Genomic DNA, 22518 nt, shown 5'->3' on the forward strand with positions numbered 1-22518 from the left:
ACAGGATCTCGACTTCACCCCCACGGGCCTGTCCGGGGCAGGCTGCCCGCCCAGACGGGCGTACAGCACGGTCGCGTGACCCCGCTGGTCCAGCTCGACGTCCGCCCGAGGCAACTCCTTTTCCACACCGATGAGTTGACCGGTCCCGTGAGCGATCCGGGCATTCTGCTCACGGGCACGGGCGGGCGGGCGAGCCGGCTGATGAGGATGTTCCCGGCCTCAGGCCGCCCAGGGCCAGTCGGCGTCCCGAGCGCCCTCCAGCAGCGGCACCATCCGGAACGCCGCGTCCGAGAGGCCTCCGAAGGTGTGCCGGTTCCCCTGCCCGGACGGACCGTGCCCCACCCGGTACCCGGCCAGGTTCCACGTATAGACCGGTACCTGCGCCGGGACCTGCTCGGTCGGGTCACCGTAGTGGCTCGCCGCGGCCTGCTCGTCGGTGACGATCAGCACCCGGTCGTGCTTCTTGTAGTGCTGCCGGACCGCCTCGGTCGTGTTGGTGCCGCCGAGGTCGCCGAACCGCTCCAGCACCTTGAGCACCGACTCGCCCCGGCGGAACTTCACCCGCTTGCTGCTCGTACCGAACTCGACGAGATCCGCGTCCGCCGCCCGCAGCGCGAGCGCCGTACCGAAGATCGCCGCGGCGTCGGCCCGGTTGAGCTCCGAGCGCTCCGAAAGCCGCGAGAAGAACATCGAGCCGGACCGGTCGACGAGGACGAGGGTCCGTCCGGGCAGCGCCGGTACGTTGGCCAGCGAGTGACCGAGCGCCTGCTCCAGCGGGTACGACCAGCGCAGCGAGGGCGCGTGCTGGTACGCGGCGAGGTAGCGGAAGGGGAACTGCCGCGAGCGCGCCACCTCGGCCGGGTCACTGATCTTCGCGGCGACCTGAGCCGCCACTTCGTCACTGACACCCGCCTCGTCGAAGTTCCGCAGGTTGCGGACCAGCGCCATCGCACCCATGGACGGAATGACGGCCTCCCAGGCCGCCTTGTCCATCGGCCCCTGCAGCCAGCCGGCCAGCGCCTCCCAGGTCATGCCCGCCTCCGCCAGGCGCTGCGCGCCGTGCGCTCCGGTCACGACCTTGCGCCGCTTGGCGGGCCGCAGCGCCATCAGGTCACGGTGGGCCGCGAGTACGGGCAGCGACTTGGGCACCACCGCCGTGTCCGGGTTGTGCCGCCGGTCCAGCGCGTACTGGAACAGCTCGCCCTGCCACGCCTTGCCCGGGTCCGGCGCCGCGTGCACCAGGTTGAGGATGTCGCCGAAGCGGTACCCCTTGGACGCGGTGTCGTACTTCAGCAGCGACTTGCCGTTGTAGAGACGTCGTACGGCGTCGGCGATGCCCCGCTTGACGGGCTTGGGCACGTTGCGGCCGTACCGCGCGGTCCAGTAGGCGAGCAACTCGCCGGGCTCGTCGGGGCGCCGCAGCACGGAGTCGATGACCTGGCGGTTGGCCGGGCCGTCCGTCGCGCCCGCGTCGAGGCGCGCCTTCACGTACTCGGCGGCGCCCACGATCGAGGCGGTGCGCAGGTTGCCCTCGCCGCGCAGCCAGCCGAGCAGGCCGGCCGTCCACGACGGGTCCGCGACGGCGAGTTCACGTACCAGCGCGGCGAACCGGTCGTCGCGGTCCGCGCCGGTCTCGTAAAAGGTCTGCTGCGAAACGAAGTTGGCCACGGCGAGCAGAAAAAGCTCGGAGCGCTGGTCGCGCTCGCGGCCTCGGCCGCCCTGGAAGGTGCGGAGCACACGCCCCGTCGACGTCACACGCGAAGTGGACTGTGCCTTCGCGGACTTGGTGTTGAATCGCGCCATGGTGAATTCCCCCCGAATTCATTGGTGTACGGAGGGAGGCGCAGCAAATGGAGCGTGCCCGAGTTCAGAGGTCGGCGACGGACTTATTCAGATGCTCTACCGAATTGAGCTACACCGGCCCGAGGCCGATGACGGGATTTGAACCCGCAACCTTCCGATCCCAGAAGTAACCGCTGCCTGCGCACCGGGCACACACCATAAGCTGCGCCTCCCGAGATCAAGTCGGCGGCGGCCTGGATTCTGTTCGAAAGAAGTAGCCGCAGCCTGCGCACCGGGAGGTGCATGAAGTTGTGGTGTCCAGAGTTCAAGGCCGGCGGAACCGACGTAGGTGCTCTAACCCCTGAGCTACACCGGCGAGTTGTACCGGTGACGGGATTCGAACCCGCGGCCGCCCCATTATCAGTGGAAGTAGGTCCTGCCTTCGCACCTGGACATGCATCACTGTAGGAGGCGTACCGCGGGACGAGCGAGCGAATTAACTATCCGCGCTTCTGGCGCTTCCAGGGCCCCGTGATGGCCAGCATGATTCCCGGGACCTGAATGTTGGCGAACAGGGTCCTGCCGTCGGGCGAGAACGTGACGCCGGTGAACTCGCTGTACTCCGGCTCCGCTTCGGTGCCGATGTTGAGTTCGTTGCGTGCGATCGGGTACGTACGGCCGCTGTCAGTGGCGCCGAACAGGTGCTGGATGCCCGAGCCGTCCTCGGCGATGACGAGGCCGCCGTACGGGGAGACGGTGATGTTGTCGGGGCCGTCGAAGGCGCCGTCGACGGAGGGGTCCGGGTTCACGCCGATCAGGACCTTCAGGGTCAGGGTGCGGCGCTTGGGGTCGTAGAACCAGACGGCGCCGTCGTGTGCCTGACCGGGGCTCTCGGTGCGGGCGTAGGAGGAGACGATGTACACGCCGCCGTCGCCCCACCACATGCCTTCGAGCTTGCGGGCGCGGGTGACCTGGCTGTCGGTGAACTGCTTGCGGACGGAGACGGTCCTGGCGTCACGGTCGGGGACGTCGACCCAGTCGACGCCGTACACCGTGCCGATCTTGGTGGCACGGGAGAGGTCGTCGACGAACCGGCCGCCGGAGTCGAAGCACTTGAAGGCCTGGTACGCGCCGGCATCGGCGGCAAGGGTGGCGAGTTGGCCGTGGCCGTGCTCGAAACCCTGCGGCGGGGTCCAGCGGTACAGCAGCCCGTTGGGGCCCGAGGCATCCTCGGTGAGGTAGAGGCGACCGCGCTTGGGGTCGACGACGACGGCCTCGTGGGCGTAGCGGCCGAGCGCCTTGATGGGCTGGGGGTTCTTGTTGCGGCGGCGGTCCTTGGGGTCGACCTCGAAGACGTAGCCGTGGTCCTTGGTGAAGCCGTTGGTGCCGGCCTTGTCCTCGGTCTCCTCGCAGGTGAGCCAGGTGTCCCAAGGGGTGTTGCCACCCGCGCAGTTGGTGGCGGTGCCCGCGATGCCGACCCATTCGGCCACCTGGTCGCCGCGTACCTCCACGACCGTGCAGCCGCCGGCCGCGGCCGGGTCGTAGACCAGGCCCTCGGTGAGCGGCACCGGGTGGGACCACTGGGCGCGGGGACCGGCCAGCTCGTGGTTGTTGACGAGGAGGGTGGCGCCGCGCGGGCCCTCGAAGGTGGACGTGCCGTCGTGGTTGGACGGCGTGGATTCGCCCGACTCGAGCTTGGTCCTGCCGCTGTAGGTGATGACGCGGTAGGAGAACCCGGCGGGCAGTGCGAGCAGGCCCTCCGGGTCGGGGATCAGCGGTCCGTAGCCGACACCGGACTGGTGGCCCGCCGCATCCACACCCTCGCTCTCGGTCTCCGTGGACGCGAGGGCGTTCGGCGCGGTGGCGAGGGCGCCGACGCTGCCGGCCAGTGCGACACCGGCGCCGGTGATCGCGGACTGTCTGGCGAAGTCCCTGCGGGTGAGCGACATGGTGTCTCCTGTGACGGTCGAATGGGGACTGTCGTGGGGGGCGGCGTGGCTGACCTCGTATCGGCCACACGGTCCCGCCCGCGCCTGAACGGGACTTGAACGGGCATCGACTTCGGGGGACTCCCTTCCGTGAATCCGCCCGGCCGTGTCCCCCCTCTTCCCCAGTCCCCCGTGCCGCGGCCTCTCCCCCAACCCCCGCGCCGCGACCTCTCCCCCAACCCCCGCGCCGCGACCTCTTCCCCAGTCCCCTGGCCGCGCCCTCTGCCCCAGCCCCCGTGCTGCGGCCCTTCCCTTCTAACCCCCTTGCTGCGACCGCGCCTTGAACGCAGCCTTACGGGCCTCCTTGGCCACCTTCTTGTCCGGGTGCAGCCTCCCCATGGCCTCCAGCACATCCGGCGTGGCCGGGTGTTCGACCCGCCAGGCGGCGGCGAAGAAGCCGCTGTGCTGCTGGGCCAGGCCCTCCACAAGGGCCTGCAGTTCGGCCGAGTTGCCTTCGGCCGCGAGCTGCGCGGCCAGTGTGTCGATGGTGAGCCAGAAGACCATCGCCTCGGACGGAACGGGCACGTCGGCCGCCCCGTGCTCGCTCAGCCAGACCCGGGCGAGCCCGCCCAGCTCGGCGTCGTCGAGGACTTCACGGAGGGCAGGCTCCGCATCTGCGCCGACGAGGGAGAGCGCCTGCTGACAGCGGAGGCGGCGCAGCGGCGCTCCGGCATCGGCTCCACGGGCCGCGGCGAGCAACTCCCGTGCGGCGGGCAGGGGTTCGCGCCGGGCGAGCCACTGTTCCGTCTCGGCCTGTGCCGCGGCGGGCGGGAAGGCGGAGGTGCCGTCGAGGAGTGCGTCGGCCCCCTTGTCTGCCAGCTCTCCGACCGCGGGAGCGGTGAGCCCCGCTTCGAGGAGCCGCGCCCGCATTCCGTACAGCCCGAGCGGTGTCAGCCGTACCATCCCGTACCGCGTGACATCCGTGTCGTCGAAGGCCGCCGGCTCGTCGTCGGGCTCCGTCATCAGCGCCTCGTCGACCGGCTGGAAGTCGACGATCCCGATGGGTTCGAGGAGCCGGAACTGGTCGTCGAGCCGCATCATCGCGTCCGACACCCGCTCCAGGACGTCGTTGGTCGGCTCCCCCATGTCGTCGGGGACGATCATCGACGCGGCGAGGGCGGGCAGCGGCACCGGACCGTCGCCTGGCCCTTCCTCGCCCACGGTGAGCAGGTACAGGTTGCCGAGCACCCCGTCGAGGAAGTCGGCCTCCGCCTCCGGGTCCCAGTCCAGGGAGGAGAGGTCGATCTCGCCGCCCTCGTCCATGGCACCGACGAGATCGTCGAGGTCGGGCACGCTCGCGTCGGCCAGCACCGTTTCCAGCGCGCCGAGCCACACCGCGAGGATGTCCTGCGGTGCCCCGGAGGTGAGCAGCGCGAGGTCCTCGCCCGCGGTGACCGTGCCCTCCTCCTCGTCCACGATCTCGACGAGCCCGGTGTCCACTGCGACCCGCCAGGCCTCGCTCGCGAACGCGGCCGCATCGTCACCGGCGAGCCCGAGTTCGGCGGCGGCCCCCGGAAGCTGGTCGTCGGCGAGTTCGCCGCCCGCACCGACCCGGGTGTCCGGACCGGCCCAGCGGGCGAGCCGGGCGGCGCGGGAGAGCAGCGGCGCGGCGAGCGCGGCGCGCGCCAGCTCGGCTTCGGAGTGCAGCCGCACCGGCGGCAAGGGGGAGCTGTCTGACATCGGCTGGATTCTCCTCCGGACAAGCAGGTCATACGGTGCGGGCAGGCAGGGCGGGGCGGCAGCGCGGACAGCGCTTGCGCTGCGAGCAACACCGACAGTACAAGCGCCGCACCGATCGCTCAGCCTAGACGGATTTCGACCCAAGCCGCCCGGTTCATGTCCCCGCCGGGCGCCGGACACCACGGAAACCTTGACAACTCCCCCGCTCACGCACGAGATTGACGCGCGTAGAAGTACGGGGCCTGTCAGCCCACCTGTTTCTACGCGCGTCACCGACCCCGCACAGGCCGCGCTCCCCCACTGCTCCATCCTCGTCCTGGCGCTCATGTACGTCCCCGGAGGGATTCCCTTGCCGAGCAAGAGAACCGCGCGCATAGGCGCGCTGACCGTCGCCGCGGTCTGTTCCACCGTTTCCGCCGTGGTCCTCACGACACCCGCCCACGCGGACACAATTCACATTCACGACATCCAGGGCACCACCCGGATCTCCCCGTACGCGGGCCAGGCGGTCACGGACGTGGCGGGCATCGTCACGGGTGTGCGCACTTACGGTTCGTCGCGGGGTTTCTGGATCCAGGACCCGAACGCGGACGACAACCCGGCCACCAGTGAGGGCGTCTTCGTCTTCACCAGCTCCGTCCCCAAGGTCGCCGTCGGCGACTCGGTCACCGTGGCGGGCACGATCTCGGAGTACGTGCCGGGCGGCGCCGCGTCCGGCAACCAGTCGATCACGGAGATCACCAAGCCGGTGGTGACCGTGCTCTCCAGCGGGAACGCCGTCCCGGCCGCCACAGCCGTGAACGCGAAGTCGGTCCCTGCTCTCTACACCGCGGACGGTGACACGGCCGCGAGCGGCTCGGTCAACGGCCTGACCTTGCAGCCGAAGAAGTACGCCCTGGACTACTACGAGTCCCTCGAGGGCATGAACATCCGGGTCTTTGACGCCCGCGTGGTCACCGCGACCGACCCGTACGCCGAACTGTGGGTCACGGTGAAGCCGGACGAGAACGACAACCGGCGCGGCGGCACGGTGTACGGCTCGTACACCTCGCAGAACACCGGTCGGCTGCAGATCCAGTCGCTCGGCGCGACCGCCGACTTCCCGACCGCGAACGTGGGCGACGAGCTCACGGGCACCACCGCGGGCCCGCTCGACTACAACTCCTTCGGCGGTTACACCCTCGTCGCCAACCAGATCGGCACCCTGGAGCAGGGCGGCCTGGAGCGCGAGACGACGCAGAAGCAGTCGCGGGACGAGCTGGCCGTGGCGACGTACAACGTCGAGAACCTGGACCCGGGCGACGCCTCGTTCGAGGAGCACGCGTCGGCGATCGTGAACAACCTGCGCTCGCCCGACATCCTGTCCCTGGAGGAGATCCAGGACAACAACGGCGCGACGAACGACGGCACGGTCGCCGCCGACCGGACGGTACAGAAGCTGATCGACGCGATCGTCGCGGCGGGCGGCCCGGCGTACGACTGGCGCTCCATCGACCCGGAGAACAACAAGGACGGCGGCGAGCCGGGCGGCAACATCCGCCAGGTCTTCCTCTTCAACCCCGAGCGCGTCTCCTTCACGGACCGCGCGGGCGGCGACGCGACGAACGCCGTCGGAGTCACCAAGGTCCACGGCAAGGCGGCCCTCACGGCTTCCCCCGGCCGGGTCGACCCCGCCGACACTGCCTGGACGACCAGCCGTAAGCCGCTCGCCGGCGAGTTCGTGTTCCGCGGCAGAACCGTCTTCGTGATCGCCAACCACTTCGCGTCCAAGGGCGGCGACCAGGGTCTGACCTCGCAGTACCAGCCGCCGACGCGCAGCTCGGAGACCCAGCGTCATCTCCAGGCGACCGAGATGAACGCCTTCGTCAAGGAGATTCTCGCGGTCCAGAAGAACGCGGACGTCATCACCCTCGGTGACATCAACGACTTCGAGTTCTCCGACACGGCCAAGCTCCTGGAGGACGACGGCGCACTCTGGTCGGCGATCAAGTCGCTCCCGAAGAGCGAGCGTTACACCTACGACTACCAGGGCAACAGCCAGGTTCTCGACCAGATCCTGATCAGCCCGTCGATCCGCAAGGACGGCGACTTCGAGTACGACAGCGTGCACATCAACTCGGAGTTCAACGACCAGATCAGCGACCACGACCCGCAGGTGCTGCGGTTCGAGCCGTAACCCTGTGTGCGGACGAGCCCGGCCCCGTCGTCCGGGGGGCCGGGCTCGTCCCATGCCGCGGGTCAGCCGCCGAAGACGCCGTTCAGCCAGCCCTGCCAGGCGGCTTCGTTCCGCTTGCCGTCGGCATCCGGCGCGAAGTCGTGGATGCTGATGCCCACCGGCGCGTCCCAGTGATTGCGTCCGAAGAAGCGGATGAGGGCGCTGTCCGTGCGCAGCCCGATGAAGTACGGGTCGCGGTAGTCGAGTACGGCGTCGAGGACCTGCCCCTCGGGCCCACGGGCCTGCACGCGCGCGCCCTCGGCGGTGTCGTCCGCGAAACCGAGCGCACGTCCTACGGCGGTGAAGGCGTCGGACGCCTTGGAGGCCTCGGGTCCGTCGACCATCGCGAACGTGAGCGGACGTCCGCCGAAGTGCGTCACGTACTCGCGCAGGGTGCGCAGGTAGAAGGCGTTGTGCTTGTTCGCACCGTCGTACTGGTTGTCCCAGTCGTCGACGAAGATGCCGCTGTGCACATACCGCACCCAGGCCCGGCGGCCGCCCTCACGCGGCTCGATGGTGTAGTCGAGCTGGTTGAGGGTCTGTTCGGAGATGCCGTCGACGTCCTCGACGCGGTTCGTGTAGCGGTGCGGCGGATCCCAGGTCGTGATCTTGGACCCGAAGGGGCCCTTGCCGCCCTCACGCGGCTCGGGCGCCTCCATCGGCCACAGCCAGCCGCCAACGCCTTCGGTGATCGCGTCCCACACCTGCTCCGGCGTGGCCTCGACCTCGATCTCGTGGGCGCTCTCGAATTCCTTGGACATGGTGGTCACTCCTCGGTACTGATGGGCAGTTCGACCGCCGGGGTCTCGGGTTTGAGCGTGGGGTGGAGCGCGACGACGATCCGGTGGCTCCGGCCCCCTGCGGCGTCGGGGGCGTCGTACTTGCGGATCAGCCCGCTGACACCCACCGTCAGCTCCTCGATGAACGCGGCGCGGTCGGCGGCCGAGGCGAAGGTCACCTGGCCGTCGAGCGCGTAGGTGGCGAGCCGCTTGCGCGCCTTAGCCGCCCCGGTGATCAGCGAACCGACGTCCCGCACGAGCCGGGCACCGAGCGCTAGCAGCCAGCGGGCGGACAGCTGGTCCCGGAAACGGTCCGGATCGGGCTGCACGGCGGCCAGCGCGAGCGGCGAGATCACGTACGACGCGGCGGTCGCGCGCATCAGCCGCTCGGTGACATTGCCCTTGCGCCGCTCGCCCGACAGCTCGACCAGTCCGTGCCGCTCCAGCGTCTTGAGGTGGTAGTTCACCTTCTGCCGGGGCAGCCCGACCTTGCCGGCCAGCATGGCGGCCGAAGCGGGGCCCGCGGCCAGCTCGGCCAGCAGCCTGGCCCTTGTCGGGTCCAGCGAGACGGCAGCGGCCGCTGCATCCTCGATCACGGTCACGTCCAACATGAATCCACCGTCTCACCGAACACTTTATTTGTCCAGGCGGTTCGAGTTGTCGGATGAGGCACAGGCGGTCAGTCGCACTCCAGTTCGATACGATGGGCGTACGACAAGTGCCCGCCCCACCCGGGCAGGGATCAGCCGGACTGCGTCCCGCGCTCGTCAAGTCGCGCCAACTGACTCTGGAACCAGTCGAGTCGGGCCTGCAACAGGGCGGCCTCGGCGACCAGCTCGGACACACCGAGCCCGGAGGGCGCACCGAGCCCGGAGGCCGCGCCGAGCCCGTCGGCCAGGTCCACCCCACCCGCACCCCCACCCGCACCCCCACCGCCACCCGCGGCCCGGACCCGCAGCCCGTCCCCGGCCAGCCGCGCGAAGGAGGCGAGCGACAGCGACGTACGACCGCGTACGCATCCTGCGCACGCCGCGGACAGGGCGCGCCACCCGGGCCGCCCCCAGCCCGCGTCGGCCAGGGCGCCGGCCACCGCACCGCATGCGCAGGGGCCGACGGTCGCGGTCCGCACCCGCTGGCGGGCGTAGCGGAAGCCGCGTTCGAAACGGATGTAGGTACCCAGGACGGACACTTCGAGAAGGACGGCCGCTCGATGCTCGGCGGTGCACAACAACGCCTCGGCCGTGGACCGTTCGTGCACACAGTGGAAGCCGCAGTCGCAGCGGCGATGCGGCGAACGATGCCGCCGCCCGTAGACGCAGCCCGCCTCGTCCAGCACTCCGTAGGGCAGAGCGCCACCCAGGGAGACCCCGGTGAACCCGGCCCGGGTGCCGTCCTGGGACAGCACCGGGTGGGCGATCTTGTATCCGGTCGGCGGCTCCGTCGGTCGTTCCTCGGGGAGCCGCAGCCTCATCGGGCGACCGGAACCTCTTCGGGCGCGGACGCCTCCAACTCCTGGACTTCCTCAGGCAGCTGGAGTTCCTCGTCCTGCGTGTGAGCCTTCTCTTCCGCAACTCCGGTGGCGAGTGCCTTGCCGAGCCTCATGACGCCTCCCGCGATCTGCCGTCGATTCCCGTCCTCGCCATGGTGACCCATACGGGCCCGAGTTGGCACTAGGGCCTCGCGAAAGCCACCACCAACCACGTAGCATCCCTTGCCGATACCTGGTAGAAGAATTAAGTGGAGCTTCACGATCGGGTTGCCGACACTACTCCCATGACCACGACCACGACCGTGACCACGACCACGACCACGACCACCTCACACCCCGGCCCTCCGCCCTTCGGTCGCGCCCTCTGCGCCATGATCACGCCCTTCACCGAGGAAGGTGCGCTGGACATCGACGGGGCGCAACTGCTCGCCGACCGGCTGGTCTCCGAGGGCTGCGACGGACTGGTCCTGTCCGGGACCACGGGTGAATCGCCGACCACGACGGACGCGGAGAAGTCCGCGCTGGTGCGGGCGGTCCGCGAGGCCGTGGGCGGCCGGGCCTCCGTCGTGGCGGGCGTCGGCACCGCCGACACCCGGCACACCGTGGAACTGGCACTGGAGGCCGAAAAGGCGGGCGCGGACGGCCTGTTGGTGGTCACGCCGTACTACAGCAGGCCTCCGCAGGAGGCGGTGGAGGCGCACTTCCTGGAGGTCGCGGACGCCTCCGGGCTGCCGATCGCGCTGTACGACATCCCGGGCCGCACCGGCACCGGCATCGAGCCGGACACGATGATCCGCCTCGCCGAGCACCCCAGGATCGTGGCGGTGAAGGACTGCTCCTACGACTTCCTCGGCACCCAAAAGGTGCTGAACCGCACGGACTTGGCGTACTACGCGGGCTGCGACGAGCACATCCTCGCGCTGTACGCGGTGGGCGCCGCCGGTTACGTCAGCACGGTCGCGAACGTGGTCCCGGCTCAGCTCCGGGCGATCCTGGACGCCTTCGAGGCGGGCGACACCCCCGTGTCCGCCCGCCTCCAGCAACGAGCCACGCCGCTCATCGAGTTGATGATGTCGGCGGGCCTGCCCGGTACCGTCACCGCCAAGGGCCTCCTGGCCGAACTGGGGCTGCCCGCGGGCCCGGTCCGCGCACCCCTGCGGGCCGCCGGCCGCGAGGCGGTCGACGGGCTGCGGGCGGCGTACGAGGAGTTCACCGCCGGCTGATCAGCGCTCGACGAAGACCGGCACCCACTCCTGCCGCGAGAGGTCCGCGTTCTGCTCGCGCACCCCGCTCAGGGGTACGACCCGGTCGCTGCCGATCGTCACCAGCACGAGCCGGGGCCGGTACTCCTCCGAGCCCGCGGTCCGCTCCCAGGCGATGAGCCGCCGGTCGTCGACCCAGGCGAGCAGCGTCGCCCCGCGCACCTTGGTGATCTCCTTGCCGGTACGGGGATCACGGATCGCGGAGTACGACTTGTCGGGCACCTCCTTCGCCAGGCCGCCCGCGGCGAGCGTGCCGTCCGGGGACAGCCTCGCGTCGACGTCCCACCGCAGGTACCGCTCGTTCGCGGGCGCGGTGACCGCTGCGCCCCCGAGCTCGAAGTACTGCTGCATCCCATCGCGCTCGCCGACGATCCGCGAGAACACCAGCCCGCCGTCGCGGCTGAACGCGAAGTCCTCGCGGCCGTTGATGTCGTGGCCGGGCGGGACCTCGCTCCACATGCCCCCGCCCCCGGCGAGGTCGAGGACGAGGAAGCCGGTCCGGCTCGACCGGCCGAAGGGCGCCGTCCAGACGACGTCCCCGTCGGTGTTCGTCACCTTCTCGCGGACGTCGGGGTTGTCGCCGTACGTCGTCACGAGGAGCTTCTGCGCGTCGCGCGAGAACGCGAGCCCTCCGGCTCCTTGGACGACCGGGATCCACCGCTCGACCTTTCCGGTGGTCAGGTCGAGCAGCCCGATCCGGTGGGCGGGCAGCTCCCGTTCCAGCACGGCGGCGGTCTTCATGCCAGGGGCGACGGCGACGAAGGACCACCGGTCGTCCTTCTCGTACCGCCCGGTCCTCTGATCGAGGAGCCAGTAGGTGCGGGAATCGACACCGCGGTCCTCCGTCTGCACGACGAGTTGCGACGTGTAGTACGCGGCCAGCGCCACGTTCCCCGCCGCGATCAGGTCGCGGGGCGGCGACTGGTCCGGATGCGCGCTGGTTCCGCTGCCGTCCAGCAGGCCCGCCGGCCGCACCACGTCCTTGCCCGAGTCCAACAGCGGGACGGCGACGGCGATGGCGACCACGGCGGCGGTGGCCGCGGCGACGGACGCAAGCGTGCGGGTACGGCGGCGCCGCCGGGCGGTGAGCACCCGGTCGGCGAACCCCGGTCCCGCCGGGGCCTGTTCGGCGGCCTGCTCCTGGAACGAGTCACGCACGAGTTCCTCGACGTTCACGGGCGCACCTCCACGGGCGCATAGTCACGGGACGGCTGCGGCTGCTCGGCGGCGGCCGGCCCGAGGGCGGCGAGTTCGGGCGCGAGGGTACGCAGGCGGGCGAGTGAGCGGTGGGTGGTGGACCGGACGGTGCCCACGGAGCAGCCCAGCAGGCGCGCCACGTCGGCCTCGGGCAGGTCCTCGAAGTAACGCAGCACGAGCACGGTGCGCTGGCGCGCGGTGAGCCGGGACAGCGCATGGCGCATCACGACGCGCAGTTCGGCGGCGGCCGTGGCGTCGGAGCCGGGCAGTCCCGCCTCGGGCGGCTCGGCGACGGTGATCTCACGTCTTCGCCACTTCAACCGCCATCGACTGACCTGCTGACGGTAGAGAATCCGCCGTACATACGCCTCGGGTTCGTCGATCCGCTGCCACCGTCCGGCCGCCTTGGCCAACGCGCTCTGCAACAGGTCCTCACCGGCGTGCCGATCCCCTCCGCTGAGCAGCACAGCCGTCGTCAACAACGCCGAAGACCGGCTCTCCACGAACTCCCGGAAGCTCTCCAGCCCTACGCCATCCATCGTCGCCGTCTCTTCCCCGACGGCACCTGTGCACCGTCCCTGTACCCCTTGTGACGCGTGCCGCGGCGTCCCGCTATGCCACTGCCGTGAAGAAAAGTGGTCGCCGCACCACAAGGGCCGGGGCCCGTACCGCGTCGGTGCGCGGTGCGGGCCCCGGCCCGGTGCCGGCAAGCCGCGTCATTCCCACCGGTACCCGTCGCCGAGCAGCAGGAAGTGCTCCAGCACGTCCTCCATCGGGTCGTCGATCTGGCCGGTGTTGACCAACCCGATCCGGGCGCCGTTGTGCGAGCCGGTATTGGCCTCGTCGGCGTGCGCGGTTCCGGCCGACAGCGAGCACAACGCCGCCACGGCCAGCATCCCGGTCAGCGGACGGGCCCCGGCCCTCGCCCACTCGTTCGTCATCGTTCGACCCCTCGTCTCATCGGTTCGGCTTCTGATCGGATTCTGCGTGCACCCGTTCATCTGCCTGAACCGCCCCGAGGTCACGCGGAGCAACCCATACGTGAACGCGGGATGGGGCGTTGGCACTCCACGGAGCAGTGAGCGTCGTGCACCCCCGGACCGACGGGCGCCCCCTCACATCACGGTGTGAGGGGGCGCCCGTCGGTCCGAGGGTGCCGCGCGATCAGTTGTGGCTGTGCAGGACCTCGTTCAGTCCGCCCCACACCGCGTTGTTCGGCCGCGCCTCGACCTTTCCGCTGACCGAGTTGCGGCGGAAGAGGATGTTGGAGGCGCCGGAGAGTTCGCGGGCCTTGACGATCTGGCCGTCGGGCATGGTCACCCGGGTGCCGGCGGTGACGTAGAGCCCGGCCTCGACGACGCACTCGTCGCCGAGGGCGATGCCGACGCCCGCCTCCGCGCCGATCAGGCAGCGTTCGCCGATGGTGATACGGACGTTGCCGCCACCGGACAGCGTGCCCATGGTGGAGGCGCCGCCGCCGATGTCGGAGCCGTCGCCGACCACGACGCCGGCCGAGATGCGGCCCTCGACCATCGACGTGCCGAGCGTGCCGGCGTTGAAGTTGACGAAGCCTTCGTGCATGACGGTGGTGCCCGCGGCGAGGTGCGCGCCGAGCCGGACACGGTCGGCGTCGGCGATGCGGACGCCCTTCGGCGCGACGTAGTCCGTCATGCGGGGGAACTTGTCGATGGACGTCACGGCCAGGTGGAGGCCCTCCGCCCGGGCGTTGAGGCGCGCCTTCTCCACGTCGTCCACCGCGACCGGGCCGAGCGAGGTCCAGGCGACGTTGGCGAGGTGGCCGAAGATGCCGTCCAGGCTCTGGCCGTGCGGCTGGACGAGGCGGTGCGAGAGCAGGTGCAGGCGCAGGTAGGTGTCGTGCGCGTCGAGCGGCTTCTCGTTCAGCGAGGCGATGACCGTACGGACCGCGACCACCTCGACGCCTCGGCGGGCGTCGGGCCCGATGGCCTTCGCGGCGCCCTCGCCGAGCAGCTCCACGGCGCGCTCGGCGGACAGCCGCTCGGTGCCGGCCGGGCCGGGCTCCTCGGAGAGCTCGGGGGCGGGGAACCAGGTGTCGAGAACAGTGCCGTCGGCGGCGACGGTGGCAAGCCCGGCGGCAACGGCGCCGGTGGTGCGGGGTGCAGTCGTGTCGGTCATAGGGGAAACCTAACCGGCCGGGGGCCGGGGATGCGAACCAGCGTGCGGGGCGTCTCAGGTACCGGGCGGTCACCGTGCGCCGAGCACGACCGGAACGCCTCGGCTCACAGAATCACTCGCCCCAGCACCTCCCGCGCATACGCCTCGTCGTACTCCGCCCCCGTCAACAGCACCTGCAGGCAGATCCCGTCCAGCACGGCGACCAACGCCCGCGCGGTCACCGGGTCCGTGCGGCGGGCCAGCCGCTCAGCGAGGTCCTCGGCCCACTCGGCGGCGACGGGGCGCAGGGCCGGGCGGCGGAGCGCGGCGAGATACAGCTCGTACTCCAGCTCCACGCCGGTACGGTCGCCGCCGAGCCACTCGCCCATCAGGGCGGCGAGTTCGCCGGCCAGGTCGGCGCGGGTGTCCTCCAGACCGCCGCGCGCGGCCACCACCTTGGCGAAGCCCTCGTTCGCCTGCCGCAGCGCGGCGACCATCAGCTCGTCCAGGGTCCTGAAGTGGTACGTCGTGGAGCCGAGCGGCACATCGGCCTCGGCGGCGACGGAGCGATGGCTCAGCCCGGCGAGGCCCTTGTCCCCCACGACCCGGATCGCCGCGTCGATGATGCGTTGGCGCCGCTCGGGGTCGTACCGGCGCGCCATCAGTGCGCCCCGCCGAGGTTCAGGAGTACGACCCCGCCGATGATCAGCGCGATCCCGGTGACCTTCGCGGCGTTGAGCCCCTCGCCGAGGAACACCATGCCGATCGCGGCGATGACGGCGGTTCCGACACCGGCCCAGATCGCGTAGGCCGTGCCGACCGAGACGGTCTTCAGGGTCTGCGCGAGCAGCGCGAAGGCGATGACGTATCCGAGGAGGGTCACCAGCGAGGGCCACAGCTTGCTGAAGCCGTCGCTGTACTTCATGGCGGTGGTGGCGGCCACCTCCGCGGCGATGGCACCGGCGAGCATCACATATCCCATGTGTACGAGTGTACGCATCGATGTGTACGACCGTACACAGAGCCGGTGGTCCCGGCACGGTCCACCCCGGCCGCCGAACCCGTCGCCTGTGGGGCGCTCACGGTGGCGCCGCGACCTCGCCGTGGGTCCTGAACTCCGCGAGGTGCTCGTCAATCAACCTGCCAACTGCCAGGCCACCGGCCCCCGTTCACGTACCCGCACCAGGCGGTCCAGCATCCGTCGCTTGGCGTAAGCGGCCCGTCGCAGCATCTCCACCCGCCGGTAGCGCAGCAGTTCGGCGGGGTCGGGGCGGACGGCTCCGGCGAGTCCGTAGCCGTACGAGGTCAGCCGGTCGCCCAACACCTCGTCGCACAAGGTGATCTGATTCGGTGTCAGCCGGGTGGTCCAGTTGGCCGCCTGCGAGCTGTCCAGGGCTCCGCGCGTTCGGCGGTGCCAGGTCTTCCGGGCGGGTACGGCCAGCTCGGCGACCCGACAGGGCTCACGCATCTCGGGGACGTACTCCTCCCCCAAGTACGCGCACACACCGCGGAGTTGACTCTCGGGATCGGTCACGAGGTCCTCGAAGCGCAGCTCGTGCCAGCTGTCGGGTCCCAGCTTCCGCGCGTACGTGCGTGTGGTGTCCATGACCTGCGCCCAGGTGGCGACGGCCTCGTGGAAGCCGCGGTGCCACCAGGGCATGCCAAGGAGCGAGGCGGCACAGTCGCGCCCGTCCCGCACGAGGTGGATGAACTGCGCGTCGGGAAACAACCGCAGCATCTCCCCCACATGCAGGGCGTAGGCGGGCCGTTTGTCACCCCAGCGCACCTTTCCGTGCTCCTCGGCGTACGCACTGAACGTGATGCCCAGCGCGGACCCGAGCGTCGGCGGCCCTTCGGTGATCCGCTCGGCCACGCGTCCGGCGTCCAGCCGGAGTTCATGGAACCGCGTCTCCTCGCGCCCGGTGATCCACTGTGCGAGCCCGGCCCGGTTGCTCCGCTCTCGCAGATCCCCGAAGCCCAGCCGCCTCTCGTACGCGGGCAGTACGAAGCGTGTCTCGGGCGGCAGCGCGATCCGCGGATGGGTGTGCAGCATCAGCTGCAGCAGCGTGGTTCCCGAGCGGGGACAGCCGAGTACGAAGACGGGTCTTGGGGGTGCAGGCACGCGTCCACGTTGCCGCGCCACCATGGGCCAGGACTGGGACCCCGCTGAGAATGCCGTGTGAACTCCACGGCACGGCAGGCCCTCCGACACGCGACGGACAGGTCTCGATCTCGTTGGGGCCACTGGGTCAAACGGCTACTCGGGAGTCAGTTGGTCCACTACTGTTTCACCAGTCGCGCACATGGTCTCCATGGCTACCGCCTGTCCATGTGCTCTGCGCGCCTCCCCTTTCTCGTACCCCCACCAAAAGCTCTTGGCTCAGACCAAAAGACGAATCCGCGTACGCCACGGGCGACGCTGGAGGAACCTGCATGCCAGAAATGAAGCCGGAGCCCGGGCCCGACCAGCCCGCCAGCTCCGCGGAGAGACCCGTCGCCTCATCGGAGATCACCGCCTGGCGCCCCACAGCGCACGGCGCTCCCTACCCGGCGGAAATGCCCCCCTTCGCCGAGGTCCCGATGCCATGGGAGTCCGATGAGACCTTGGCGGAGGGACGACTGCCCGGCACCCGGCGGCTGTGGCTGGCCGGCGGCCTCGCCATCGCGGTCCTCATCGCCACCGCCACCGCGATCGCCGTACTGGACAACGGTTCTGACACCTCGTCACAGGATGAGGCGAACCTGCCCGTCGCCGACACCGGCCTCCCGTTCATACCCGGCGCCGCCGCCGCGGCGCCGACCGGCAAGACCGCCTTGTCCTCCCCTGTTCCTTCCCCCTCCACCCCACAGGGTGCCGCCTCGCCGAATTCCCCGGGAGAGGGACCGGCCGAACCCGCACCCGCACCGCCGGAACCCACCGTGACCGGCAAGGCCTCCGCGCCCGCCCCCGCCGCCGCGCGGACGTCGGTCCAGTCCGTCGACCAGCCCGACCGCTACTGGCATCTGAGCGACGGCGTCGTCCGCCTCGACCAGGTGAGCGGGAGCAGTCCGGAGGCGATCAGGCGGGACGCAAGCTTCACAAAGGTCACGGGACTGGCGGACTCCTCCTGCTACTCCTTCGTCACCGCCGACGGCAGCTATCTCCGCCACCGCGACTTCGTCCTGCGCGCCGAACGCACCGACGGCTCCGCCCTCTTCAAGCAGGACGCGACCTTCTGCCCCCGGCCCACGTCGTCCGCCGGCGCCGTCATGCTGGAGGCGGTCAACCACCCGGGCCACTATCTGCACGACCGCGACTTCCAGCTCCGCCTGGAGAGGTACGACAACGACGACCACCGGCGCGACGACCACCGGGACCGCGAGAGCTGGGCGTTCCGCCTGGTGAAGGGCTTGGGCTGAGCCCCGACGACCGGAGCTCCGCCCCAGGTACCGCTGTGGCCCCCGGCGCACTGCCGGGGGCCACACCTGCAAAACGGAGCTCAGACGTCGTACACGCGGGACTGACTCAGTCCTCGTACCGGCCGAACTCAGACGTCGTACACGTGCCGGACTCAGCCTCGTACCAGCCGAACTCAGACGTCGTACACGCCGGACTCAGACGTTGAACCCGAGCGCCCGAAGCTGATCGCGCCCGTCGTCCGTGATCTTGTCCGGGCCCCACGGCGGCATCCAGACCCAGTTGATGCGCAGTTCGTTGACGAGGCCGTCCGTGGCGGACTTGGCCTGGTCCTCGATGACGTCGGTGAGCGGACAGGCCGCGGACGTCAGGGTCATGTCGATCGTCGCGATGTTCGCGTCGTCGATGTGGATGCCATAGATGAGGCCGAGGTTGACGACATCGATGCCCAGCTCGGGGTCGACGACGTCGTAGAGCGCCTCGCGGACCTCCTCCTCCGAAGCGGGCTTCATCTCGATGGTCTCGCTCATGCCGTCTTCCTTTCAGCGGCGTCCGAGCCCAGCGCCTGGGCCGTCGCGTCCTTCCACGCCATCCAGCTGAGCAGCGCGCACTTCACCCGTGCCGGGTACTTGGAGACACCGGCGAACGCGACCGCGTCCTCCAGCACCTCCTCCATCGCGTCGTCCGGTGTGATCCGGCCCTTGGACTGCATCAGCTCCAGGAAGGTCTCCTGGGTCTTCTGCGCGTCGGAGAGGTCCTTGCCGACGAGCAACTCGTTCAGCACAGAGGCCGAGGCCTGGCTGATGGAGCAGCCCTGGCCCTCGTACGAGATGTCCGCGATCCGGTCGCCGTCGTACTTCACACGCAGGGTGATCTCGTCGCCGCACGTCGGATTGACGTGGTGCACCTCGGCATCGCCGTCCCGCAAGCCCCGCCCGTGCGGGTGCTTGTAGTGGTCCAGGATGACTTCCTGGTACATCGAATCAAGCTTCACGACTCAGCCAGCTCCTCAGCCGAAGAAGTTCCGTACGTGCTCCAGGCCGTCGACCAGTGCGTCGATCTCCGTAGGCGTGGAGTACAGATAGAACGACGCTCGCGTGGTCGCAGGAATTCCGTACCGCAGGCAGACAGGGCGTGCGCAGTGATGACCCACGCGCACCGCGATGCCCTGCTCGTCGAGAACCTGGCCCACGTCGTGCGGGTGGATGTCACCGAGCGTGAACGAGATCGCCGCGCCCCGCTCCTCGGCCGTAGTCGGGCCGATGATCCGCAGGTCAGGGACCTCCAGGAGCCGCTTCACCGCGTACTCGGTGAGCGCGTGCTCATGGGCGAGGATCTTGTCCATGCCGATCGCCGAGAGGTAGTCGATCGCCGCGCCGAGACCGACCGCCTGCGCGATCGGCGGGGTGCCGGCCTCGAACTTGTGCGGCGCCGGGGCGTACGTCGACGAGTGCATCGACACGGTCTCGATCATCTCGCCGCCGCCCAGGAAGGGCGGCAGGTCCTCAAGGAGTTCCTGGCGGCCCCAGAGGACGCCGATGCCGGTCGGGCCGCACATCTTGTGGCCGGTGAAGGCCACGAAGTCGGCCTGGAGTGCCTGCACGTCCAGCGGCATGTGCGGTGCGGCCTGCGAGGCGTCGATCAGGACCAGGGCCCCGACCTCCTGCGCCCGGCGCACTATCGCCTCGACCGGGTTCACGGTGCCCAGGATGTTCGACACCAGGACGAAGGAGACGATCTTCGTCTTCTCGGTGATGATCTCGTTGATGTTCGAGAGGTCGAGACGGCCGTCGTCGGTGAGGCCGAACCACTTCAGCTTCGCGCCCGTGCGCTGCGACAGCAGCTGCCACGGCACGATGTTGGAGTGGTGCTCCATCTCCGTGATGACGATCTCGGTCTCGTGGTCGACCCGGTAGGGCTCATCCGCCCAGCCGAGCATGTTGGCCACGAGGTTGAGCGACTCGGAGGCGTTCTTGGTGAAGATGACCTCGTCGCGGCTCGGCGCGTTGATGAACGCGGCGACCTTGTCGCGCGCGCCCTCGTACAGTGCCGTGGCCTCCTCGGCGAGCACATGCACACCGCGGTGGACGTTGGCGTTGTAGCGCTCGTAGTACTCGTTCAGGGCGTCCAGCACCTGGCGCGGCTTCTGCGAGGTCGCCGCGTTGTCCAGGTACACGAGCTTCTTACCGTCGTGGACCTGGCGGTCCAGGATGGGGAAGTCCTTGCGGATCGCCTCGGTGTCGAGGAGGCCCGGCAACTGTGTCACGCGGATACGCCACCCTTCGTGTCGGCCGTGTCGTGGAGCGCGTAAGCCTCGTAGCCCTCGTTCTCCAGCTTGTCGGCGAGTTCGGCGCCGCCGGACTCGACGATCCGGCCCGCGGAGAAGACGTGGACGAAGTCGGGCTTGATGTAACGCAGGATGCGCGTGTAGTGGGTGATGAGCAGGGTGCCCACCTCGCCGCTCTCGCGGACCCGGTTGACGCCCTCGGAGACGACACGCAGGGCGTCGACGTCCAGGCCGGAGTCGGTCTCGTCGAGGATCGCGATCTTCGGCTTGAGGAGCTCCAGCTGAAGGATCTCGTGGCGCTTCTTCTCACCGCCGGAGAAGCCCTCGTTCACATTGCGCTCGGCGAAGGCCGGGTCCATGTTGAGGCGCTCCATGGCCTCCCGGACCTCCTTCACCCAGGTACGCAGCTTGGGGGCCTCGCCGCGCACGGCCGTGGCCGAGGTGCGCAGGAAGTTGGAGACGGAGACGCCGGGGATCTCGACCGGGTACTGCATCGCCAGGAAGAGGCCCGCGCGGGCGCGCTCGTCGACGGACATCTCCAGGACGTCCTCGCCGTCGAGGGTGACGGTGCCGCCGGTGATCGTGTACTTCGGGTGGCCCGCGAGCGAGTAGGCGAGGGTCGACTTGCCGGAGCCGTTCGGGCCCATGATGGCGTGGGTCTCGCCCTGCTTCACGGTCAGGTCGACGCCCTTGAGGATCTCCTTCGTGGCGTTGTCGGCCTCGACGGTGACGTGCAGGTCGTGGATTTCAAGCGTTGCCATGGGTTCCTCAGGACTCCTGGTTGAGGGGGGCGCGTACGTCAACGAAGACGCTGCCCTCTTCGATCTGTACGGGGTATACGGGGACGGGGCGCGTCGCGGGAAGGCCGGACGGCTTGCCGGTGCGGAGGTCGAAGCTGGAGCCGTGCAGCCAGCATTCGATCTGACAGTCCTCCACCTCGCCCTCGGAGAGCGAGACGTTCGCGTGCGAGCAGATGTCGTTGATCGCGAACACCTCGCCCTCGGTCTTCACGACCGAGACCGGCGTGCCGTCGAGTTCCACCCGCTTGGGGGTGTCCTCCTCCAGCTCGCTCAGCCCGCAGGCGCGCAGGAACGTCGAAGGGACAGCCATCAGACCGACGCCTCCAGCTCCTCGTCGATCTTCACAAGCAGTCGCTCCTCGATGTCGTCGACACCGATCTGCTGGACCAGCTCGGCGAAGAAGCCGCGCACCACCAGACGACGGGCCTCGCCGGCCGGGATGCCGCGGGCCATCAGGTAGAAGAGCTGCTCGTCGTCGAAGCGGCCGGTGGCACTCGCGTGCCCGGCGCCGACGATCTCACCGGTCTCGATCTCCAGGTTCGGCACGGAGTCGACCCGGGCGCCGTCGGTCAGCACCAGGTTCCGGTTCATCTCGTACGTGTCCGTGCCCTCGGCCTTGGCCTCGATGAGGACGTCGCCGATCCACACCGCGTGGGCACCCTCGCCCTGGAGCGCGCCCTTGTAGGCGACGTTCGACTTGCAGTGCGGGGTGTTGTGGTCGACCAGGAGGCGGTGCTCCTGGTGCTGGCCGGCGTCCGTGAAGTACAGGCCGAAGAGCTCGGCCTCGCCACCGGGGCCGGCGTAGGACACGCGCGGGTGGAGACGTACGAGGTCGCCGCCGAAGGTGACCACGAACGACTTGAAGGTGGCGTCCCGGCCGATCAGCGCGTTGTGCTGGCCGACGTGCACGGCCTTGTCGTCCCAGTCCTGGACGGAGACGACGGTGAGCTTGGCGCCGTCGCCCAGGACGTAGTCGACGTTGGCGGCGAGGACCGCGTCACCGGTGTGGTCGATGACGACGACGGCCTCGGCGAAGGCTCCCAGCTCGACGACCTGGTGGCCGTAGACGATCCCGCCCTCGCCGTGCACGGCGATCCGGATCGGCTCGGTGAGCACCGTCTCCTTGGGGACGGTGATGACACTGGCCTTCTCGAACGCCGAGTACGCCTGGGCGGCGACGCGGTCCACCGGGGTGCCGGCCTTGCCGAGCCGGGCGTCCGCGCGGCCGACGGTCTCGACCGTGACGCCCGCGGGCGCCTCGATGTCGACCTTCAGGCCGTCGCCGGTCGCGACCGCGGTGCCGTCGTGCAGCCCGCGCAGCCGCTCCAGCGGCGTGAACCGCCACTCCTCCTCACGGCCGTGGGGGACGGGGAAGTCCGCCACGTCGAAGGACGGGGGCGCGCTCATGCGCGTGGCGACGGTCGACTCGGCGGCCACCGCGATCTGGCCGGCGGTGGTGGACCCGACCGGGATGTTCTGAGCCTCAGCCATGGCTGTCGGTCTGCTCGC

At 69.9% G+C, this 22518-nt stretch carries 23 protein-coding genes; 3 read left to right on the top strand and 20 right to left on the bottom strand.

Annotated features, from left to right (window positions below; translation table 11 throughout):
* Nucleotides 1-219: 219 nt before the first annotated feature.
* The 3 genes from ACFYPC_RS17560 to ACFYPC_RS17570 all read right to left on the bottom strand — a co-directional run bounded on the left by ACFYPC_RS17560 (nt 220) and on the right by ACFYPC_RS17570 (nt 5450).
* Nucleotides 220-1803 carry a TROVE domain-containing protein gene (locus ACFYPC_RS17560; protein ID WP_388676577.1) on the bottom strand — a complete coding sequence of 528 codons (1584 nt, stop codon included), beginning with the start codon at nt 1801-1803 and terminating at the stop codon, nt 220-222.
* A gap of 479 nt (nt 1804-2282) precedes the next feature.
* A complete protein-coding gene (locus ACFYPC_RS17565; protein ID WP_388676580.1) occupies nt 2283-3731 on the bottom strand; it encodes an alkaline phosphatase PhoX in 1449 nt (482 codons plus the stop codon).
* 294 nt (nt 3732-4025) lie between these two features.
* The gene (locus tag ACFYPC_RS17570) at nt 4026-5450 is read right to left on the bottom strand and encodes a hypothetical protein (protein WP_388676583.1); all 1425 of its coding nucleotides are present in this window, start codon (nt 5448-5450) and stop codon (nt 4026-4028) included.
* Nucleotides 5451-5799: 349 nt separating this feature from the next.
* Between ACFYPC_RS17570 and ACFYPC_RS17575 the strand changes: the two genes are divergently transcribed.
* Nucleotides 5800-7626, top strand: a complete 1827-nt coding sequence (locus ACFYPC_RS17575) for an endonuclease/exonuclease/phosphatase family protein (protein WP_388676585.1) — start codon at nt 5800-5802, stop codon at nt 7624-7626.
* Nucleotides 7627-7688: 62 nt separating this feature from the next.
* On the opposite strand, the gene ACFYPC_RS17580 is transcribed toward ACFYPC_RS17575, so the two are convergent.
* The 4 genes from ACFYPC_RS17580 to ACFYPC_RS17595 all read right to left on the bottom strand — a co-directional run bounded on the left by ACFYPC_RS17580 (nt 7689) and on the right by ACFYPC_RS17595 (nt 10046).
* A complete protein-coding gene (locus tag ACFYPC_RS17580; RefSeq protein ID WP_388676588.1) occupies nt 7689-8426 on the bottom strand; it encodes an SRPBCC domain-containing protein in 738 nt (245 codons plus the stop codon).
* Nucleotides 8427-8431: 5 nt separating this feature from the next.
* On the bottom strand, nt 8432-9055 hold the full coding sequence (locus ACFYPC_RS17585) for an ArsR/SmtB family transcription factor (protein ID WP_388676590.1): 624 nt from the start codon (nt 9053-9055) through the stop codon (nt 8432-8434).
* Between the two features lie 131 nt (nt 9056-9186).
* Nucleotides 9187-9915, bottom strand: a complete 729-nt coding sequence (locus ACFYPC_RS17590) for a hypothetical protein (protein ID WP_388676593.1) — start codon at nt 9913-9915, stop codon at nt 9187-9189.
* The gene (locus tag ACFYPC_RS17595; RefSeq protein WP_388676595.1) at nt 9912-10046 is read right to left on the bottom strand and encodes a hypothetical protein; all 135 of its coding nucleotides are present in this window, start codon (nt 10044-10046) and stop codon (nt 9912-9914) included. The genes ACFYPC_RS17590 and ACFYPC_RS17595 overlap by 4 nt, the downstream gene beginning before the upstream one ends.
* Before the next feature lie 171 nt (nt 10047-10217).
* On the opposite strand from ACFYPC_RS17595, the gene dapA reads away from it, so the two are divergent.
* Nucleotides 10218-11156, top strand: a complete 939-nt coding sequence (dapA, locus tag ACFYPC_RS17600; protein WP_388676598.1) for a 4-hydroxy-tetrahydrodipicolinate synthase — start codon at nt 10218-10220, stop codon at nt 11154-11156.
* Here dapA and ACFYPC_RS17605 read toward each other — a convergent pair whose 3' ends face one another.
* From ACFYPC_RS17605 to ACFYPC_RS17635, 7 genes are all read right to left on the bottom strand, one after another.
* Nucleotides 11157-12371 (bottom strand): WD40 repeat domain-containing protein, encoded by a 1215-nt coding sequence (locus ACFYPC_RS17605; protein WP_388676601.1) that lies wholly within the window; start codon nt 12369-12371, stop codon nt 11157-11159.
* Entirely contained in the window at nt 12368-12931 is a 564-nt protein-coding gene (locus tag ACFYPC_RS17610) for a SigE family RNA polymerase sigma factor (RefSeq protein ID WP_388676604.1), read from the bottom strand. Before ACFYPC_RS17610 ends, ACFYPC_RS17605 begins: the two co-directional genes overlap by 4 nt.
* 177 nt (nt 12932-13108) lie before the next feature.
* A complete protein-coding gene (locus tag ACFYPC_RS17615; RefSeq protein WP_388676607.1) occupies nt 13109-13333 on the bottom strand; it encodes a hypothetical protein in 225 nt (74 codons plus the stop codon).
* A gap of 223 nt (nt 13334-13556) precedes the next feature.
* A complete protein-coding gene (gene dapD, locus ACFYPC_RS17620; protein ID WP_388676610.1) occupies nt 13557-14546 on the bottom strand; it encodes a 2,3,4,5-tetrahydropyridine-2,6-dicarboxylate N-succinyltransferase in 990 nt (329 codons plus the stop codon).
* 104 nt (nt 14547-14650) lie between these two features.
* Nucleotides 14651-15187 (bottom strand): TetR/AcrR family transcriptional regulator, encoded by a 537-nt coding sequence (locus tag ACFYPC_RS17625; RefSeq protein ID WP_388676613.1) that lies wholly within the window; start codon nt 15185-15187, stop codon nt 14651-14653.
* Nucleotides 15187-15507 carry a DMT family transporter gene (locus ACFYPC_RS17630; RefSeq protein ID WP_388676615.1) on the bottom strand — a complete coding sequence of 107 codons (321 nt, stop codon included), beginning with the start codon at nt 15505-15507 and terminating at the stop codon, nt 15187-15189. The genes ACFYPC_RS17625 and ACFYPC_RS17630 overlap by 1 nt, the downstream gene beginning before the upstream one ends.
* A gap of 153 nt (nt 15508-15660) precedes the next feature.
* Nucleotides 15661-16647, bottom strand: coding sequence for a sulfotransferase family protein (locus tag ACFYPC_RS17635; RefSeq protein ID WP_388676617.1), 987 nt, complete (start codon nt 16645-16647; stop codon nt 15661-15663).
* Nucleotides 16648-16958: 311 nt separating this feature from the next.
* On the opposite strand from ACFYPC_RS17635, the gene ACFYPC_RS17640 reads away from it, so the two are divergent.
* A complete protein-coding gene (locus ACFYPC_RS17640) occupies nt 16959-17924 on the top strand; it encodes an AbfB domain-containing protein (protein WP_388676619.1) in 966 nt (321 codons plus the stop codon).
* Between the two features lie 195 nt (nt 17925-18119).
* On the opposite strand, the gene ACFYPC_RS17645 is transcribed toward ACFYPC_RS17640, so the two are convergent.
* From ACFYPC_RS17645 to sufD, 6 genes are read right to left on the bottom strand one after another with little or no spacing between them, the layout of a single operon-like run.
* Nucleotides 18120-18452: a metal-sulfur cluster assembly factor gene (locus ACFYPC_RS17645; protein ID WP_055610947.1), complete on the bottom strand. Its 333-nt coding sequence runs from the start codon at nt 18450-18452 to the stop codon at nt 18120-18122.
* A complete protein-coding gene (gene sufU, locus ACFYPC_RS17650; RefSeq protein WP_388676623.1) occupies nt 18449-18916 on the bottom strand; it encodes a Fe-S cluster assembly sulfur transfer protein SufU in 468 nt (155 codons plus the stop codon). The genes ACFYPC_RS17645 and sufU overlap by 4 nt, the downstream gene beginning before the upstream one ends.
* Nucleotides 18917-18931: 15 nt before the next feature.
* Nucleotides 18932-20188: a cysteine desulfurase gene (locus tag ACFYPC_RS17655; RefSeq protein ID WP_388676626.1), complete on the bottom strand. Its 1257-nt coding sequence runs from the start codon at nt 20186-20188 to the stop codon at nt 18932-18934.
* Nucleotides 20185-20970 carry a Fe-S cluster assembly ATPase SufC gene (gene sufC, locus ACFYPC_RS17660; RefSeq protein WP_385737580.1) on the bottom strand — a complete coding sequence of 262 codons (786 nt, stop codon included), beginning with the start codon at nt 20968-20970 and terminating at the stop codon, nt 20185-20187. The genes ACFYPC_RS17655 and sufC overlap by 4 nt, the downstream gene beginning before the upstream one ends.
* 7 nt (nt 20971-20977) lie before the next feature.
* A complete protein-coding gene (locus ACFYPC_RS17665; protein ID WP_388676630.1) occupies nt 20978-21319 on the bottom strand; it encodes a bifunctional 3-phenylpropionate/cinnamic acid dioxygenase ferredoxin subunit in 342 nt (113 codons plus the stop codon).
* Complete coding sequence (gene sufD / locus ACFYPC_RS17670; RefSeq protein ID WP_388676633.1) at nt 21319-22500, bottom strand: Fe-S cluster assembly protein SufD; 1182 nt, start codon at nt 22498-22500, stop codon at nt 21319-21321. The genes ACFYPC_RS17665 and sufD overlap by 1 nt, the downstream gene beginning before the upstream one ends.
* Nucleotides 22501-22518: the final 18 nt, after the last annotated feature.

Origin of the sequence: Streptomyces sp. NPDC005808, from assembly GCF_042871385.1 — a bacterium.
GTDB lineage: Bacteria > Actinomycetota > Actinomycetes > Streptomycetales > Streptomycetaceae > Streptomyces.

What these genes read in the sequence shown, in the direction of transcription:
- ACFYPC_RS17560 (WP_388676577.1), bottom strand. Translation starts at nt 1,803, where the DNA reads ATGGCGCGATTCAACACCAAGTCCGCGAAGGCACAGTCCACTTCGCGT.
- ACFYPC_RS17565 (WP_388676580.1), bottom strand. Translation starts at nt 3,731, where the DNA reads ATGTCGCTCACCCGCAGGGACTTCGCCAGACAGTCCGCGATCACCGGC.
- ACFYPC_RS17570 (WP_388676583.1), bottom strand. Translation starts at nt 5,450, where the DNA reads ATGTCAGACAGCTCCCCCTTGCCGCCGGTGCGGCTGCACTCCGAAGCC.
- ACFYPC_RS17580 (WP_388676588.1), bottom strand. Translation starts at nt 8,426, where the DNA reads ATGTCCAAGGAATTCGAGAGCGCCCACGAGATCGAGGTCGAGGCCACG.
- ACFYPC_RS17585 (WP_388676590.1), bottom strand. Translation starts at nt 9,055, where the DNA reads ATGTTGGACGTGACCGTGATCGAGGATGCAGCGGCCGCTGCCGTCTCG.
- ACFYPC_RS17590 (WP_388676593.1), bottom strand. Translation starts at nt 9,915, where the DNA reads ATGAGGCTGCGGCTCCCCGAGGAACGACCGACGGAGCCGCCGACCGGA.
- ACFYPC_RS17595 (WP_388676595.1), bottom strand. Translation starts at nt 10,046, where the DNA reads ATGAGGCTCGGCAAGGCACTCGCCACCGGAGTTGCGGAAGAGAAGGCT.
- dapA (WP_388676598.1), top strand. Translation starts at nt 10,218, where the DNA reads ATGACCACGACCACGACCGTGACCACGACCACGACCACGACCACCTCA.
- ACFYPC_RS17610 (WP_388676604.1), bottom strand. Translation starts at nt 12,931, where the DNA reads ATGGATGGCGTAGGGCTGGAGAGCTTCCGGGAGTTCGTGGAGAGCCGG.
- ACFYPC_RS17615 (WP_388676607.1), bottom strand. Translation starts at nt 13,333, where the DNA reads ATGACGAACGAGTGGGCGAGGGCCGGGGCCCGTCCGCTGACCGGGATG.
- dapD (WP_388676610.1), bottom strand. Translation starts at nt 14,546, where the DNA reads ATGACCGACACGACTGCACCCCGCACCACCGGCGCCGTTGCCGCCGGG.
- ACFYPC_RS17625 (WP_388676613.1), bottom strand. Translation starts at nt 15,187, where the DNA reads ATGGCGCGCCGGTACGACCCCGAGCGGCGCCAACGCATCATCGACGCG.
- ACFYPC_RS17630 (WP_388676615.1), bottom strand. Translation starts at nt 15,507, where the DNA reads ATGGGATATGTGATGCTCGCCGGTGCCATCGCCGCGGAGGTGGCCGCC.
- ACFYPC_RS17640 (WP_388676619.1), top strand. Translation starts at nt 16,959, where the DNA reads ATGCCAGAAATGAAGCCGGAGCCCGGGCCCGACCAGCCCGCCAGCTCC.
- ACFYPC_RS17645 (WP_055610947.1), bottom strand. Translation starts at nt 18,452, where the DNA reads ATGAGCGAGACCATCGAGATGAAGCCCGCTTCGGAGGAGGAGGTCCGC.
- sufC (WP_385737580.1), bottom strand. Translation starts at nt 20,970, where the DNA reads ATGGCAACGCTTGAAATCCACGACCTGCACGTCACCGTCGAGGCCGAC.
- ACFYPC_RS17665 (WP_388676630.1), bottom strand. Translation starts at nt 21,319, where the DNA reads ATGGCTGTCCCTTCGACGTTCCTGCGCGCCTGCGGGCTGAGCGAGCTG.
- sufD (WP_388676633.1), bottom strand. Translation starts at nt 22,500, where the DNA reads ATGGCTGAGGCTCAGAACATCCCGGTCGGGTCCACCACCGCCGGCCAG.